Origin of the sequence: Candidatus Epulonipiscium viviparus, assembly GCF_000171335.1 — a bacterium.
GTDB lineage: Bacteria > Bacillota > Clostridia > Lachnospirales > Cellulosilyticaceae > Epulonipiscioides > Epulonipiscioides viviparus.
Genome location: NZ_ABEQ01000002.3, coordinates 55,001 through 72,045, shown reverse-complemented (window position 1 = coordinate 72,045; position 17,045 = coordinate 55,001). Strand labels below are relative to the sequence as shown.

Here is a 17,045-nt window from a genome sequence, read left to right as displayed (position 1 = left end):
TTTTTTTTGTAGGAGGAATGATGATAGGATATTTGGTGGGAACAGTTGCCGAAAGGTTTGAAAATATAATATTGTTAGAAGTGAATGGAATAGGGTATGAAATTTTTATGTGYGGAAAAATCGATGTAGCAGAAGTAAAAATTTATATCTATGAAAATATAAAAGAAGATGCGTATGATTTATATGGATTTGTATCATTGGCAGAGAAAGAGCTGTTTAAGAAGTTGATTTCGGTAAATGGAATAGGGCCAAAAGCGGCGGCAGCGTTGATTGTATTGCATGGCATAAATTTGGTGGAATGCATTGTGAATGAAGATGCATCGGAAATTACTAGGGTACCAGGAATAGGTGCAAAGATCGCTAGCAGGCTAATTTTGGAATTGAAGGATAAGTTGTCTGCATTTAAAACGTTGGAAAAGCGGGTTGTGGTGGATGGATTGGAAGAAGCAACGGCGGCTCTTGTTGCTTTGGGATATAATAAAAAACAGGCAGCTAGAGCGGTAAATGCGGTATATAATTATAGCGACAGTATTGAAGATACGATTAAGAAAGCATTGGCAGTGCTTATATAGGACGTGGATATGAACAAGAGAATATTATCGGCAGAATTGCAATTGGAAGATAGTGAAACGACGATTAGACCAGTATCATTGGCAGAATATATTGGCCAAGAAGCCGCAAAAGAGTCGTTGGAGATTTTTATAAAGGCAGCGAAGAGAAGAAAAGAGTCGTTGGATCATGTGTTGCTATATGGACCGCCTGGRTTGGGAAAAACAACGCTTGCGGGAGTTATTTCAAATGAGATGGCAACGGGGTTTAAAGTGACATCGGGCCCTGCAATAGAAAAGCCAGGTGACATTGCGGCAATACTGAACAATTTGAAATCGGGAGACATTTTGTTTATAGATGAAATTCACAGGATGCCTAGATTTGTTGAGGAAGTTCTTTATTCGGCAATGGAGGATTTTTATATAGATATATTGGTGGGAAAAGGAGAAATGGCGAAATCGATAAGGTTGGATTTACCGAAATTCACWTTGATTGGAGCAACAACTAAGGCGGGACTCTTAAGCTCACCGCTTAGAGAYAGRTTTGGAATTATTCAAAGGCTGGAATATTATACCTTAGATGAGCTTACTGCAATTATAATGAGAACTGCAGCAATATTGAATACACCAATAGAGATAGTTGCAGCGATGGAGATTGCAAAATGCGCGAGAGGAACACCGCGACTGGCTAATAGATTTTTGAAACGTGTGCGAGATATAGTGGAAATTAAATATGACAAATTGAAAATAGGTGATGCGGAGTGTGTGATGGCATTAGAGCTGTTGGGGCTTGATGAATATGGTTTAGATGAATTGGATAGAAAAATATTAGCAACAATAAAGAATACTTTTGATGGAGGGCCGGTGGGCTTATCCGCATTGGCGGCAACTTTGGCAGAAGAAGTTGAAACATTAGAAGATGTGTACGAGCCTTATTTGTTGCAGAAGGGTTTAATTAAGAGAACTCGTAGTGGAAGAATGTTGACAGAGGCGGCAGAGAGATTAATTAGGAGTAAATGATGGATAATAAAGTGGAATTACTGGCACCAGTGGGWAAAATTGAAAATGCATATGCGGCGGTAGAAAATGGTGCAGATGCTATATTTTTTGGAGGAAATAGCTTTAATGCRAGAGTGAATGCAGATAATTTTGATTATGTACAAATGAAAGAGTTGATAAATTATTGTAAATTGCGAGGTGTAAAAACTTACGTAACTGTTAATACTCTGGTTAGGGAAAATGAGTTAGTACAAGTATATCAATTGTTAAAAGAGCTGCAGAATTTGGGAATAGATGCAATAATTGTTCAAGACTTGGGTATTGTAAATATGGTTAGAAAGTATTTTTCAAATTTGAAGATGCATGCCAGTACTCAATTGAGTGCGCATAGTTATGAAGATGTATTGTTTTTGAAAGAGAACGGAATGAGCCGGGTGGTGCTTGCGAGAGAACTGTCGTTGGCGGAGATAATAAAAATAAAGAAAGAGGTGGATATAGAAATTGAAACTTTTGTGCATGGCGCATTGTGTTTTTCGTATTCGGGACAATGCTTGTTAAGTAGCGTGATTGGAGATCGGAGCGGRAATCGTGGAAGCTGTGCGCAGCCGTGTCGTATGATGTATAGTTTATATAAAAATAATGAATGTATTAGAGATGATATGCATTTGCTTTCGTCAAAAGATATTTGTACGTTGGAAATTTTGCCAGATTTGATCAAAGCGGGAATTGACTCATTTAAAATAGAGGGTAGGATGAAATCTGCAGAGTATGTGGCTGGAGTGGTGGGTACTTACAGGAAATATTTGGATAACGTGAGCTATGCGGTTGATCAGATGGATATAGATAATTTGAAGGCTATTTTTAATAGAGGAAACTTTTCGACGGGTTATTATAAGCAAAAACCGGGAGTAGAAATGATGTCTCAAATTAGTCCAAAAAATATTGGATTGAAGATTGGGAAAGTTATTAAGTATGATAAAAAGACTAAAATGGCTTCGATTTATACGAAGTATGATTTGAACAAAGGAGATGGAATAGAAGTTTGGAATAGCGGAAAACATGTTGGGATTGGATTGAATAAAGATTATAAGAAGAATGGAGAGTTTGGCATAAAATTGGATTATGCGCAGCCAGAAGCTGAAGTATATATTACAAAAAAWCATAATCTAATTAAATCTCTTAGAAAAACATATGAAAAGCAGACGAGAAAGCGTAAAATTGACGCATATTTTTKGGGAAGAATAGGAAAACCTATTGCTCTTAGCTTGACTTGTCAGAACATAAAAATACAAGTTTTTGGTGAGCCTTTGGAAGAGGCTATTAATGCTCCGATAGCAAAAGTGCAAATAGAAGAAAAATTAAGGAAATTGGGAAATACACCATTTGAAATAGAATCTATAGAAATAAATTTGGATGAAAATGTATTTTTATCGATTGCTAAGATGAATGATTTAAAACGTATCGCAGTGGAAAAATTAATGGCAGCAATAGTGAAAGTAGATGCTATAGAAGTGAAAGAATATGTACCTGTTGCGACGGAGGAGATATCGGCGAAAGTAGCAGTTCAGGTATCAACGAAAGAGCAATTGGAAGCTGTATTGGAATTTGAAAAGGTTGATACTATTTATTATCCTTTTGACTATAAATTTGATAAATGCGTAGTTGTTATAGAGCTGGTAAGAAACGTGGGTAAAAAAATTGTAGTTGTTTTGCCACAGATTATGTCTTCTGAATTGTTRGAAAARTATAAGGGAGACTTGTTGGAGTTGGCTGCTACTTATGAGGTTTCATTTTTGTGTAAAACTTTGGGACAAGTAAATTTATTAAGTAGATTGGGTATAGATTTTGAGGTAGACTATAATTTGAATGTTTGTAATAGTGAGCATGCAGAATTTTATAAAAACCTTGGTGCTAGACAGATAACGCTGTCTCAAGAAGTCTATAATGAGGTTGGTTTTCAGAAGGTGATTTATGGATACTATCCTGTGATGACTAGTAAGCAATGTTTGCTAGATCATGTTAATCAATGCGGAAACAAAGATAATTTTTATATTGAGGATAGAAAAAATGTAAATTGGATGATTAAAACTGATTGTGAGGCGTGTGTGATGCAAATTTTTAGCTGTAAGCCAGTGCAACTGAGAGGTTTTACAGATAATGTGCGGYTAGATTTTACGATTGAAAGTGTAGAGGAGATAAGAAAAATTATTAGAGAATTTATTTATTGAAAGGTGGGATATATTGGATTTATTGATTTTGCTTAGTAGATATATTATAAGCTCGTTGGCTGTGGTGATATTTGTTTTGATTTTGACTAAGGAAAAAATACGAGTTAATGTGTCTTATACTTTATTATATAAGTTGATGATGGCATTATTTTCGATACCGATGTTTATTATAATGTTAAAAAACTGGGACAAAGCTTCAACTTTGTTGGTTAATTGGGTGTTGGGATCAATAATTATAACAACATTTTATTGGGTGATGAATGACAAGCTAGAGTTGATGGGCTCGGTGATTGTATTTTTGGTGATCATATCTATGATAATGTTAAATAGGCTCAATTGTGAACTTGCAAGGCAGCAAATAATCTTTTTGACAATTGCGGTGTTGGTAGCAAACGTTGTTTTTGTAATGTTTCCATTAGTAATAAATAAGCATATTATAAAACTGTATATTCCGGCTATAATAATTTTGTTGTTGCTTCCTTTTATGTTGGGAAGACGAATTTATGGGGCATTGAATTGGGTAAATATTGGAAATATTTCGTTTCAACCTTCTGAAATAGGTAAGGTTATGTATATTTTAATTGCCGCATATTTATTGAGTGAGAAAAAATTAAAAAAATCCATTTGGRTATTAGGTTCGTTAACTGCTGGAATATGTTTAATATTTTTGATTCAAAGAGACTTGGGGGCTGCGTTTTTATATATAGGAGTTTTCTTGGTGTTATTTTATATTTATACGATGAATATAAGATATTTATTAGCAGGTGGAATTGCTTGTGGTGTGGGGGCGGCTATTTTTGTAGTGGCTTTTCCGCATGTGCAAGAGCGGGTGTTGAGTTGGGTGGATCCATTTAGAGATGTGTTGGGAAGTGGGTATCAGATGGCTCAGGGGCTGTTTGCTATGGGAACGTGGGGAGCATTAGGGAGTGGGATTGGGCTTGGAACACCCAAAAGTATTCCGTTGGTAACGACAGATTTTATCTTTACGGCTATTGTTGAGGAATTGGGAGTGATTGTAGCTTGTTTGGTAATATTTAGTTACTTTTGTTTAGGAATATTTGGTGTTGCGATAGCCTTAGATGTGAAAAGCGTATTTTTACAGTATATAGCGATTGGGTGTGTTTCGTTTATAACATTGCAATCGTTTTTAATTTTGGGTGGAGTTTTACAGATTATTCCTTTGACTGGAGTGACTCTTCCGTTTGTGAGTTATGGTGGTTCATCAATTTTGAGTTCTGTAGTTATGGTAGTTGTTTTATTTTATTTACCGAGTTATGATAATAAATTAAATAAGGGCAGAAACAAAGGAAATAGAGGAAAAAATGAACGAAAAACAACGAGTGGCCAAAAGAAGAAAATCAATAATTAATATAGCAATTTTTTGGGGTATTATATTAGGACTGTGTGTTGTGAGAGTTGTGTATATTGCCGTATGGAGCGAGTTGGGACTTAGTCCGTATAACCAAAGGCTGAATTTGATGGAAGATAAAATATTAAGAGGGAATTTTTATGATAGCAATGGGGTAGTATTGACCCAAAATATAGATGAAGTTAGAGATTATATATATGATGGCAGATATAATACGAGTGTAGGATACTTGGGATATGGAGAATATGGATTGGAAAAAGATTATGCAAAAACTTTATTGTCTCCTACTTATACTTTTTTGGGAATTTTGAAAAATTTATTTACTAAGGAGAAGTTTGTAGGACATGATGTGTACCTGACATTGGACAATGARCTGCAGGAAGTTGTTGAAAAGGCTTTTGCTAAAAATCGTGGAGCGGCGGTTGTGATAGAACCCAAAACGGGTCAGGTTAAAGCAATGTTTTCGGCTCCAGCTTTTAATCCGAATACAGCAAACTTAGAAGTAGTACGAAATAGAGAAGACAATCCACTGCTCAATCGTGCAACTCAAGGACTATATCCTCCAGGCTCGATTTTTAAAATATTACCAGCATATGGCATTATGGAAAAATTCCCTGAAACATATCAAGATATTGTTTATAACTGTACTGGTGAAATTATCATAGATGGAGAAGTGATAAAGTGTTATGATCATACGGCTCATGGAATGATGAATTTGAGCGAAGCGTTTAAATATTCATGTAATACTTATTTTATAAATCTGCGAAACTATATTTCGTATAAAGAATTATCTAGTATTGCAAAGCAATTTTTATTTGATACAAAGCTTCCGACAAAAATTCTTGTAAAGCCTAGCCGATTTGATAAAAATGATGAAAATGTTTTTAGTCAGGCATTAACATATATGGGGCAGGGAAAAACTTTGGTAACACCATTTCATATGGCGATGATTGCTTCGGTAATTGCTAATGAAGGTGTATTGATGGAACCATATTTGGTGGATCATATAGCAGGGAAAAAGAGAAACACTCCAAAAGAAGTGGACAGTATTTTTGATACGGCAATGGCAACGAATCTTCAAAATTTGATGATAGGTGTAGTTAATGGAGGGACAGGAAGAGCATTAAGCGGTATACCAGCAACAGTGGGAATTAAGACTGGCACTGCTGAAAATGGAAATGGTGATGCGCATTCATGGGTATTGGGATTTGCACAGGATAGAGAAGATTATATAGCATTTGCTGTTGTGGTAGAAAATTTGGAGGGTGAAGCTGTTGGTATTGTAGAAGATATCGTTGTAAATTTTTTAGAAAATAATAGGAATTAACAAATTTTGTTGTAAAAAAGATTGAAAGTGTTTATAATAACTCTAATTGGCATTCTTGTAGGAAGACAGGTGAGAATATGATAGAAACTGTCAGTTGTGGAGGAGTGGTTATCTATAAAGGAAAGCTACTGATTCTTTATAAAGATTATAAAAATAAATATGTAGGATGGGTGCTTCCTAAAGGAACTGTAGAGATAGGAGAGACTCATCAGGTGACGGCTGTGAGAGAAGTGAAAGAAGAATCTGGGGTAAATGCAAATATTGTTAAGTATGTTGGGACAAGTCAATATTCATTTCAGGGAAATGATGATGTGATAAATAAAAGTGTTCATTGGTACTTAATGAAGACGACCAGTTTCTATACTAAACCACAAAGAGAGGAATATTTTTTGGATGCAGGATTTTATAAATATCATGAAGCGTATCATTTATTAAAATTTTCAGACGAAAGATATGTACTAAAAAAAGCTTATAATGCGTATTTGGAATTGCGAAAAAATAATCAATGGTTTAGTAAAGATGAAGGAAGTTTTTATTATAAGCAAAACTAGAAAAGAATAGAAGCTACGGCTTCTTTTTTTTTTTTTAGTTTTTATGTAGTTTATGGAAATGTTAAAAATGTATTTCCTTTTTACTACATAATATGATATAATCAACTGAAGGTATAAAAYTATTAAGAAAGGGGATTTAAAAAAATGGATCCTAATCAGATACAAAAAGAAATGAAGGAAATAGGAGAAGCGTTGTCCAATATGAAAAATTATCCAGATGTTGCAGGATTTGTAACAGATATTAAATATCAAGTAGGACAACTATCGTATTTTTACGATAGCTTGGCACCAAAACAAACAGGTGATCCTTCGACAACATTTTATAGACCTAAAAAATTGCCTAAGGTTCATCAATTGGCATATTTTAACTTAACAAGAGGATTTCCAAAAGAATTATATGGTGGGCATTGGTGCTATGTATTTAAGTATTTTAAGAGCAAGTTTATAATTATTCCAACAACATCTGTAAAAGCAAATTCATTGCCTCCTGACCCAGAGTTTCAACTTGATATTGCTGTTAGTGATTTTAAAAATGGTATGCTTACTAGATTGCAACTTAGTGATATGCGTACAATTGATATACAAAGACTATATTGCGGAAAAGGCTTCTATGATGTAACTACTGACAGAGAGTATATTTTACATAATATAAATAAGATGTTACTTGCAGAGTAGATATAAAAATGGGCAAAGCCTAAATATTAAGGGGATTGGTCTAGAAAGACCAGTTCCCTTTTTGACCACAAAAAGGACATATAATATCATCTTGTGATTTTTGACTAAGCTCCAACACTGATAAATCGCTGTGCATGGCGGTGCTATTGAATATAGATGTGTCTACTGCGTTAGATAATAGTTCGGGACCAGATAAATCATAGCCGCAGTTATTACATTTTATATAGCTGTACATAGTGTTACCCCTTTCTAAAATTAACTTGTTGCTGTGTGTAGAGTTAAAAAAAGTCCTACTCTGAATAGAGATGGGACGATTAAAGTTTTGATGAAAAACTATCATTACATAGTATCTACAAAAAGTCTAAAAATATACAAAAAAATTTTTTTAATTGGACAAATTTGGTTGAATAGAAATTTAAAAAAATCACATCCTAAATATATATAAGAATTTAGGAGGAAGTGACTATGAAAAACAATAAGTTAAAATCTGTAGCCATTGTAATGTCTCTGGTGGTTGGAGCGACTCCGGCATTTGCTTGCAGTAGTTGTCCAAGAGCGAATACATCAACCAGAAATAATCTAATTGAGACAATTCCTACATCAGCACCAGCTGCTCCCACACCTTCAACTGCAACTGAGCCCAAAAAAGAAGAAGCAACTAAAGGAGAAGTAACTAAAGAAGAAACAAAAAAAGAAGAAGCAACTAAAGAAGAAACAAAAAAAGAAGAAGTAACTAAAGAAGAAACAAAAAAAGGAGAAGCAAAAAAAGAAGAAGCAACTAAAGGAGAAGTAACTAAAGGAGAAGTAACTAAAGAAGAAACCAAAAAAGAAGAAGGAAAGAAAGAAGATGTAACTGAAACAACAGATACGACCACTGCATTTACAATTGATAATTTTAAAGTAATTCAATCGGCTTTAATTACTTTAGGAGTGAAGCAAGAGGACTTAGAAGTACAGATAAAAGAAGGCAAAAAATTAGTTGATGTATTGGAAAGCTCTGAGATTTCTGTTAAAAAATTTAGAAAACAATTGATTAAGGAATATTCTAAAGTGATAAAAGAAGGTCAAAATTCAGGACAACTGACGAAAGAAGAAGCCAAGACTCTGAAACAAGCTGTGAAAGAAAAAGTTGAAAGTTGGATGAGTGAAAGTAAATAATGAGCGAAAGGACCTGAGTGTGCAGGTTCTTTTTTATTGCATAGAAAAAGGTGACYGGATTGTATCACCTTTTGTTATAGAGCTTATTGCCAAGGAAAAAATAGACCATAGGCCAATACGAGAAAAGCAAAGATCATTCGGTATACCGCAAAATATTTCATGGGTTTTTTCTTTAAAAAGTCGAGAAAAGAACCAATTACGGCAATGGCAACAATGAATGAAACTAAAAAACCAACGAAGAGCGCTGCCCATTCATTAGGTACTAGGGTACCTTGCGCATCTAAAAGATTTAGAAATGCTTGTCCAAACATAACCGGAATTGCCAAGAAGAAGGAATATTCAGCAGCAGCGACTGTTCCTAGACCGCCTACCCAACCTCCAATAATGGTTGATGCTGATCGCGATACTCCTGGAATTATAGAAAAGACTTGGAAGAGCCCTACAATTATCGCTTGTTTTGGTGTAATAATTATAGCAGTGAGGGGTCGTTGACTATGATTTTTGAGCTTATCTTCTGCAAGAATCATGAGGACACCACCAACGAACAATGCAATGGCAACTACAAGCGGATTGAAAAGATAATGTTGTACTGCATCGTCGAAAGGAATACCAATAACAGCAGCAGGGATGCATGAAATACAAATCATCAACCAAAAGTACATTCCACTATTTTTGGGAGGTGTATTTTGGGAGGGGAACAAATTAATTATTGTATCCATAATTTTTTTGCGATATAAAAATACAACAGCAAGGGTAGCACCGAGTTGTATTACCATGTTGAACATGTCTACGAATTCTTTATTTGTGTGTGAATAAAAGTCTAACAAGTTTGAAAATATTATTAAATGTCCAGTAGATGAAACTGGTAAAAATTCTGTAAGTCCTTCAACAATGCCAAGAACTCCGGCTTTGATCATAAAAAATAAGTCCACGATAAATTCTCCTTTGTAAATATTTTATTTATAGCTTTAGTGCTTGTACTAAGATTATATTATAAAAATGTAAAGATTATGAAAAAAATAGGATATTATATTGAAAATTAAATTGTATAAGAGTAAAATTTAATTGTAAGCCAATAAGTATAAATGTATAGGAGTGAAAGAATGAAAAAACCTAATGTAATTTTGATGTTTGTAGATGATTTGGGTATTGGAGATATTTCGGCATTTAATAGTGAAGGAAAAATTAACACAGATAATATTGATTTACTGGCAAAAGAGGGTATGATGTTTACAGATGCACATTCGAGCTCGTCTGTTTGTACTCCGTCTAGGTATGGATTATTGACCGGAAGATATGCATTTCGTTCGAGACTGAAATATTCTGTAATTACGGGAGATAGCATGCCTTTAATAGAAAGAGATAGAATGACGATGGCAGATCTGTTTAAGCAAAATGGATATTCTACAGCTTGTGTAGGTAAGTGGCATTTGGGGCTAGGATGGAATTTGAAAGAAAATTTTAGAGACAACCCTGTGATAGACAAAAAATATTATGAAGATATTCCAGAAAGAGATTTGGATACTATTACTCGAGGGGTGTTGYTTCCCACCTGGGTAGAAGGACTGGATATAGATTATACAAAGYCACTGCTAGTAAGYCCAAATGATTATGGATTTGACTACTTTTTTGGAATGGCAGCATCACTGGATCAACCTCCGTTTACTTATATAGAAAATAATAAGGTTTTGTTTGAACCCACGAAAATTTCAGGAGAGATAGTATTAAATAGGGTAACGGCTAAGATGCAAGAAAAGTGGCAATGCGGTCCTACTGCAGAAGGGTTTGATCATGAACAAGTTTTGGACGATATGCAGGAAAAAGTTTTAGAGCTGATAGATAAATTTAGTGATGATGAAGAGCCATTTTTTATATATTATCCAACTCCTGCAGTGCATGGACCGTTGCTGCCTAACAAAAATTTTAAAGGAAAATCAGGCTTGAATGCATATGCAGATGTAGTATTGCAAACGGATTATTATGTTGGTCAAATTGTGGAAAAACTTAAGGAAAAGGGTATATTTGAAGACACAATATTCGTGTTTACAAGTGATAATGGTTGCTCTGGAGTGGCTGATATTCCATTATTGGAAGCAAATGGACATTTTCCAAGTTATCTGTATCGAGGATATAAATTGTCTTTATATGAAGGTGGGCATCGAGTGCCGACGATTGTTTCGTATCCTAATAAAATTTCAGCAGGATCTAGATGCGATACCAATATTTGCAATACAGACTTTTTTGCAACGTTTGCTGATGTGTTAGGTGTTAGGTTGGCAGATGATGTGGCAGAGGATTCGTTTAGCAATTTAAAATTGTGGGAAGGGACAAGTGAGTGTGCAAGAGAATCTACAGTATATAGTGGATTTACAGGATTTTTGGGAATTTTAAAAGGTGCGTATAAATTAAATTGTGTTGAAAATGGTGGAACAGATGCACAGTTTATGGCAGACATATTTGACAATATTGTTGCTCGTCAAAAATTCGAACTTTATAATATTATAAAAGATCCAGCAGAAAAGGAAAATATAATTGACAGATACCCAGATGTTGCAAAAAATTTGATCGACGAACTATCAAAGGTAGTTGACAATGGTCGCAGTACAGTAGGGGAAAAACAAAAAAATGTTGCAGATGATAATTGGTTTCAGATAAATTGGAGATAATATTTCGTATGATATAAAAATTATTTGTATAAGGAGATAATGATGGAATTTTTGGGTGAGCAAAAACTTATTGAGCAAGCAAAAGTGGGATTTCCCAAGGGTATAACTAAAATTTGTGATAATGTATATTTCTTTTTGGGGTATGGTGGAAGTACGTGTATATTAGTAGTTGGTGATAAATCATGTGTGCTAGTTGATACACTGAATGGAATGGGCGTTGCGCAAGAGGCTATGGTAGAGGTGAGAAAGATTACTGATAAGCCGATTAAAAATATAATTTATACTCATTATACTCATTTTGATCATACGGGGGGAGCTGCAGCATTTGCAGTAGATGACCCAGAAATATACGGGCATCAGCCGGCGTTTTCGCAGTATGCGCATACTGAAATGATTAAAGAGATTTGTCAAGTGAGAGGAGCAAGGCAGTTTGGAAGAGGATTGACTCCGGAAGAAATAATTAGCGTTGGGGTAGGTCCGCGCAATAATAATGTTGATAAGCAGAGTAATTTGAAATGTACTAAATGGTTGACAGAAGAAGTGACTGAGCTCGATTTAGAGGGAATAGCGACAGTTATAGTTGCAGCTCATGGAGAAACTGATGATCAAGTATTTGTATATTTTCCGCAATATGAAGTGCTTTGCTGCGGAGATAATTTTTATGAATCATGGCCTAACTTGTATGCTATTCGTGGTAGTCAGTATAGAGATGTTAGTGGTTGGGTTCAGGCTCTTAGAATGATGCTTGTATACGATGCAAAATATTTGTTACCAGGACATACTAGAGCTATAATAGGTAAAGAAAAGGTAAGAGAAACACTTTCAAACTATGCTGATGCGATAGAGTATGTACTTTTGAAAACGTTAGAGGGTATGAATGTTGGAAAAACAGCTCAAGAACTTGTGGAGGAAATTGTGTTGCCAGAACAGTATGCAAAACTTCCTTATTTGCAGGAGTATTATGGAACTGTAGAATGGTCGATTCGAGCAATATTTGCGGGGTACTTGGGATGGTATGACGGGAATCCGACACATTTGGGGCATATTGATTCTAATAAAAAGGCTTTGAAGACTATTGCAATGATGGGTGGTGCAGAAAATGTGGTTGCTGAGGTGAACAAGGCAATTGCAATGGATACAAAGGRTGAATACCAGTGGGCTGCGGAGCTTTGCGATATTTTATTAGATGCGCAAGTGGAAGTTGTTGCAGCTAAAAAGTTTAAGGCTGAGGCGTTATATGCTTTAGGCAGGATGCAAACTAGTGCGAATGGAAGGCACTATTATTTGGCAGTGGCAAAATTTTTGAAAGGTGAAATGCAACCTGCAAAAATGCCTGGTTTTGGTGAAGATGCGGCAAAGAAAATAGGTTAAAAATGAAATTATTTTTTTTGAGTGTATATTTAATTAAATTATTGTCAACAATCTAAATACAAGTATACCTAGAAAAGGATTTGTATGTTATGGAGTTATTAAAAAAATATAGAGTAATTTTAGAAACTGAAGACTATTCAACTATTGTCATTGGAAAGAAAAGAAATTTAATTCTCCAAGAATATATAGGTAGTAATCCCCAAACATATTTAGTGAATCCAGATTTTTTGGGATGTAAGCAATATTCCCAAGAGGAAATAATCTCGGAAGGAATTTCATATGTAGGAGAGATGGGATTGTTTATTCCAATAGTAGGAAAAAATAACTACATTTGGGCTACAGAATTGGTTTCACCAAGTATAAATGCATTTGTATGTGGTGCATTAGCAAATAAATATATTTTTGTGGATTGTAAAGAAAGAACTATTAAGTTTGATAGTGAAAGACGAAGTTTGAATGCAACATATTATATGGGTGGAGGTCCTTATCCTCGCTCACATGTTACCATAAATATTTATTTAGATGAATTAAGGAGAGAGCATTTAGATAAATTTTTGAGCATAGTGGAAGAAGCTCCGTTGGACGATTCAAGGGATTATTGTAAAGAAGAATATTATGAATTTTACCTTTTTCCAAAATCAGAAGTAGCAATCGAAAATTATGTTAAGGAAGTTTCATATCAAACTAAGAATGAGAAAGGTGGAGATATTCGTACGCATATTTATATTATAGATGCGTCGATTCCATCATCGCATAAAGATTATTTTACTAAACGGTTTGAAATGGCTACGTTGCTTACAAATGGATATACAGCGGATACAATTTCAGAACAGGGTGCTATTATAGAGTTTTCCAATTTTTTTTATCAATTTTATAAGCGAAGAGAGGCTACAAGAGCCATTATTGCAGTGCAAGATATAATGGAAATTAACGAAGAGATACGCAATAATAAAACTTTGCTAAATATGGACCGTAAAAGAGAATTTGAGATTGAAAAGCATCGTATGGCCCAGAAATTTGCCAATGTGTATGATTTGAAAGTGGATTTTTTAGAAGAGTTCATTTATAAAAAGGCTGTTTGTTTGACAATGTATAGATAGAGTATAAATTTGAATAGGATTTGCCTAGTTTTGCTAAATAAGCTAGGCAGATTTATTTTGATGTCATGCATAGAAAATATGAATTAAATATCATTATGCATTCCAATAAAAATTTGTGTCCAGTAATTTTCTTCATCTGCATATCCAATGCCTATATGTGTATATTCTTCTTTTAAAATATTAGCTTTATGATCTGAGCTACTCATCCAAGATTTCATAACTGTAGCTGGATTTTTGTGCCCCATTGCTATATTTTCGCCAATTTTATTCCATCCAGAAATATCGAAAGATTCCATCATTGTAATAGGGGAGCCATATGTAGGGCTTTCATGACTAAAATATTGATTCTCTTGCATATCGGTACTCTTGATTTGAGCTACTTTAGTAAGTTCATAATCTAGTTCTAATGGATGAATGCCAGCTTTTATACGTTCTTCGTTGACAAGTTGAAGAATTTCTTCTATGATTTCATCATTCGTCGAAGTAGATGGTGCAAAGTATGGAGTTAGATCTAAAGCTGTATCAGAGATTTCTGTTTCAGTGAGTAATAAAGGTACATATGTTAATAAATCTTGTTTGACCAATGCGTCGTATGTAGTCTGCAGCTGTTTTTCTTCATTGGCAGTAGAGTATTGATAAATTTTAATTTTATATAAGTTGTCTCCTAAATAGTTTGTTATTTCTGCAGCATATTCAGTAGTGTATATTAAGTTGGCATATGCAGCTTTGCTATGGAGGATAATTTCGCTGTCAGTTATTTGGAGTGTTGTTTCAGGTTCCATATTGGTAGAAGTATCAGACATAATGAGTGTTGCGCCATTAAATGTAGTGTTTATTTTAAGGGATGGATCTAGTCCGAAAAGTTCTTTATAAAAAGCTTTAAAATCGGAAAAACTAAATTTAAAATTATATCCATCAATTTGTATGCCATACTTTGTTACAAAAGCTTCTGCACCTTCGTATGTGTTATTATATAATTTAGTTCGTAAAAATTTTCCTAATATATCTAATTTATCTTCGAGGGGTGTAAGACTATCATATGTAGATGTGTATTTAATGAGATTTAGTATAGGAGCTAATTGGTCGATAGATACGGCTGTAATAGGGGCTAGAGCAGCTGTTGTTGGTGTGGATACTAAAGTGAAACTAGCAAAAGTGGTAATTGCAAGTGCTTTAAATTTTTTTTGAAACATATTAATTTCTCCTTTGTTTTATTATTATACAATAAAGATTATATGGAAACCAATTTGCGTATTATACAAATTGGTGAGCAAATTGGTTAGATATTATTTTTATACTGCCAAAGTGAGTAATTCTCTTTTGTGCCATTTAAAACCCATGCTGACTAATTCATTATATGAATAGCGCTCGCTGCGATAAAGAGGGTCATGATAGTACCACCCGTCAGGATATTTTACTGCAAGCCAAGAATGTTGAGTACCCAGTCTACCGATGCCTGTAATAGGTAAAGCAGTATAGCCAAGATAATTAACAAGTTCATAAGCTAATGCAGCATATTGATAGAAAAATCCTTTGCCAGTATTGAATACTTGGATTGCTCCTTCTTCTGTTGTTTGTGGTGGATCCATTTGTGTATATGTTATAGTAGCAAGTACTGCGTTAAAAGCACCAGTTAAAGTGTGCCCATATTGATCAAGTAAAGCTTTCAAATAATAATTTAAGTTATCAAGGGTAGCGGGATTTTTTTTAGATATTCCATTGTTATCTATAGTATATATATCTATAGTGATATTTTTAGCCATTACTCCGTCATTTAAAAAATAATAATTATTTCCGTTAACAGTTTGCCAACCTGTCAATGCTTTTCCAGTATCTGTTGAAAAAAGATATGTGGTACCTAAAGGAGTAGTAAAAAGATCTCCAGTTGAATAAACACCACCTTCGGGTAAAAAATAATAATAATCTTCTTCAATTTTTTGCAATCCTATTTGCTGTATTCCGTTATTAAAATAATATTTTTTATGATCAATAGTGAGTTCACCGTCAGCTAATTCGTTGTTATGGAGATATAATATAATGTCATTAAATTTATTCCAACCTTCAATGCCTCCTGATTTTAAATAATTGTGATAAGTATTGCCAACTTTTTGTGGGCCTATTTGTTGGTGACCATTTTGAAAATAATATTTTAGACCATTGATAATAATTTCGCCATTTGCGAATTGATTATTTTTTATATAAAACACTTCAGAATTGACTTTATTCCAACCTTCTCTGCCTGTCCATTTAGGGTCCATTTTATATGTTATAGGATCAAAGTAACGAAATAAGTCATCAACTAGCAAAAAACCACTATGTACAATGCCGTTGATGTCAACATAATATGTACTTTCCTCGAAATCGATTATACCTTCAACTAGAAATCCGTTAATAAAAAAGTGTGGTATTTGCCTAATATGTATAATGCCATGAGCTAGTTGATTATTTGTTATGTATAGATGCAACATTTTTATTGTATTCCACCCATCTACTCCTATCCAATTTTTGTTCATCTGATAAGAAATAGGATCAAAATATCGCATTACTCCATTGACCTGAAAAAATCCACTTTCTAATGTATAATTATCTCCAACAAAATATGTATTCGTATCAAAATCTACAGCACCTGTTGGAGTACCATCAGGTAGCAAAAGTATGTGCTCATTGTATTCATCAGTAATTATTCCAATTTGTTGACGCCCATTTTTAAAATAATATAATAAATTATCGATATATATTTTGTCATTAGCAAGTTGATTATCTTGAAGGTATATAACCAATTCTCCAACTAGATTCCAACCTTCTTGTCCAATCCAATTAGTATCCATTTTATAAGTAAGGGGATCAAAATAGCGCATTTTACCATTTATTATGAAAAATCCAGTTTGCAGTATGTAATCATCATTAATAAAGTAGTTATTGCCACAAAAAGATATAATACCAGGAGAAGTACCAATAGGTACACTAAATTGTACCTGTCTTTTTTCGTTTATAACAGAAATTTGAGTTTCTAAAAAAGGATTAGAAATATTGAGTTCTTCTATCAGTAATTT

The 17,045-nt window shown here is 34.0% G+C and carries 14 protein-coding genes (1 of these 14 cut by a window edge); 11 read left to right on the top strand and 3 right to left on the bottom strand.

Annotated elements, in window-relative coordinates:
* The first annotated feature begins 17 nt into the window (after nucleotides 1–17).
* The 8 genes from ruvA (at nucleotide 18) to EPU_RS13355 (ending at nucleotide 8,855) form a co-directional block, all read left to right on the top strand.
* Nucleotides 18–572 carry a Holliday junction branch migration protein RuvA gene (ruvA, locus tag EPU_RS00685; RefSeq protein WP_242650829.1) on the top strand — a complete coding sequence of 185 codons (555 nt, stop codon included), beginning with the start codon at nucleotides 18–20 and terminating at the stop codon, nucleotides 570–572.
* A gap of 9 nt (nucleotides 573–581) precedes the next feature.
* Nucleotides 582–1,568 carry a Holliday junction branch migration DNA helicase RuvB gene (ruvB, locus tag EPU_RS00680; RefSeq protein ID WP_029487727.1) on the top strand — a complete coding sequence of 329 codons (987 nt, stop codon included), beginning with the start codon at nucleotides 582–584 and terminating at the stop codon, nucleotides 1,566–1,568.
* A complete protein-coding gene (locus EPU_RS00675; RefSeq protein WP_029487726.1) occupies nucleotides 1,568–3,775 on the top strand; it encodes a U32 family peptidase in 2,208 nt (735 codons plus the stop codon). The genes ruvB and EPU_RS00675 overlap by 1 nt, the downstream gene beginning before the upstream one ends.
* A 13-nt stretch (nucleotides 3,776–3,788) precedes the next feature.
* The gene (locus EPU_RS00670) at nucleotides 3,789–5,144 is read left to right on the top strand and encodes an FtsW/RodA/SpoVE family cell cycle protein (RefSeq protein ID WP_010165802.1); all 1,356 of its coding nucleotides are present in this window, start codon (nucleotides 3,789–3,791) and stop codon (nucleotides 5,142–5,144) included.
* Nucleotides 5,098–6,471, top strand: coding sequence for a penicillin-binding transpeptidase domain-containing protein (locus EPU_RS10985; RefSeq protein ID WP_052296432.1), 1,374 nt, complete (start codon nucleotides 5,098–5,100; stop codon nucleotides 6,469–6,471). The genes EPU_RS00670 and EPU_RS10985 overlap by 47 nt, the downstream gene beginning before the upstream one ends.
* Nucleotides 6,472–6,548: 77 nt before the next feature.
* Complete coding sequence (locus EPU_RS00660) at nucleotides 6,549–7,022, top strand: NUDIX hydrolase (RefSeq protein ID WP_010165800.1); 474 nt, start codon at nucleotides 6,549–6,551, stop codon at nucleotides 7,020–7,022.
* Between the two features lie 144 nt (nucleotides 7,023–7,166).
* Nucleotides 7,167–7,697 carry a hypothetical protein gene (locus EPU_RS00655; protein ID WP_010165799.1) on the top strand — a complete coding sequence of 177 codons (531 nt, stop codon included), beginning with the start codon at nucleotides 7,167–7,169 and terminating at the stop codon, nucleotides 7,695–7,697.
* 465 nt (nucleotides 7,698–8,162) lie between these two features.
* Nucleotides 8,163–8,855 carry a hypothetical protein gene (locus tag EPU_RS13355; protein WP_010165797.1) on the top strand — a complete coding sequence of 231 codons (693 nt, stop codon included), beginning with the start codon at nucleotides 8,163–8,165 and terminating at the stop codon, nucleotides 8,853–8,855.
* 83 nt (nucleotides 8,856–8,938) lie between these two features.
* Here the strand turns inward: EPU_RS13355 and EPU_RS00640 are convergent, their stop codons facing one another.
* A complete protein-coding gene (locus tag EPU_RS00640; RefSeq protein WP_010165795.1) occupies nucleotides 8,939–9,787 on the bottom strand; it encodes an undecaprenyl-diphosphate phosphatase in 849 nt (282 codons plus the stop codon).
* A gap of 171 nt (nucleotides 9,788–9,958) precedes the next feature.
* On the opposite strand from EPU_RS00640, the gene EPU_RS10980 reads away from it, so the two are divergent.
* From EPU_RS10980 to EPU_RS00625, 3 genes are all read left to right on the top strand, one after another.
* Nucleotides 9,959–11,521, top strand: coding sequence for a sulfatase family protein (locus tag EPU_RS10980; RefSeq protein ID WP_052296431.1), 1,563 nt, complete (start codon nucleotides 9,959–9,961; stop codon nucleotides 11,519–11,521).
* A 39-nt stretch (nucleotides 11,522–11,560) separates the two neighbouring features.
* The gene (locus EPU_RS00630) at nucleotides 11,561–12,892 is read left to right on the top strand and encodes an alkyl/aryl-sulfatase (protein WP_029487723.1); all 1,332 of its coding nucleotides are present in this window, start codon (nucleotides 11,561–11,563) and stop codon (nucleotides 12,890–12,892) included.
* An 89-nt stretch (nucleotides 12,893–12,981) separates the two neighbouring features.
* A complete protein-coding gene (locus EPU_RS00625; protein WP_010165790.1) occupies nucleotides 12,982–13,992 on the top strand; it encodes a hypothetical protein in 1,011 nt (336 codons plus the stop codon).
* An 83-nt stretch (nucleotides 13,993–14,075) separates the two neighbouring features.
* Here the strand turns inward: EPU_RS00625 and EPU_RS12475 are convergent, their stop codons facing one another.
* Both EPU_RS12475 and EPU_RS00615 read right to left on the bottom strand, forming a co-directional pair.
* Nucleotides 14,076–15,185, bottom strand: a complete 1,110-nt coding sequence (locus EPU_RS12475; RefSeq protein WP_010165789.1) for a CAP domain-containing protein — start codon at nucleotides 15,183–15,185, stop codon at nucleotides 14,076–14,078.
* A gap of 99 nt (nucleotides 15,186–15,284) precedes the next feature.
* A protein-coding gene (locus tag EPU_RS00615; RefSeq protein ID WP_010165787.1) for a transglutaminase domain-containing protein crosses the window boundary here: on the bottom strand, nucleotides 15,285–17,045 show its 3' portion. It continues 63 nt past the right edge of the window; only the last 1,761 of its 1,824 coding nucleotides appear in the window; the start codon falls outside the window, past its right edge — the gene reads right to left on this strand; the stop codon is at nucleotides 15,285–15,287.

Coding starts and splice junctions, on each gene's coding strand:
- EPU_RS00660 (WP_010165800.1), top strand. CDS start 6,549: ATGATAGAAACTGTCAGTTGTGGAGGAGTGGTTATCTATAAAGGAAAG.
- EPU_RS00655 (WP_010165799.1), top strand. CDS start 7,167: ATGGATCCTAATCAGATACAAAAAGAAATGAAGGAAATAGGAGAAGCG.
- EPU_RS13355 (WP_010165797.1), top strand. CDS start 8,163: ATGAAAAACAATAAGTTAAAATCTGTAGCCATTGTAATGTCTCTGGTG.
- EPU_RS00625 (WP_010165790.1), top strand. CDS start 12,982: ATGGAGTTATTAAAAAAATATAGAGTAATTTTAGAAACTGAAGACTAT.
- EPU_RS12475 (WP_010165789.1), bottom strand. CDS start 15,185: ATGTTTCAAAAAAAATTTAAAGCACTTGCAATTACCACTTTTGCTAGT.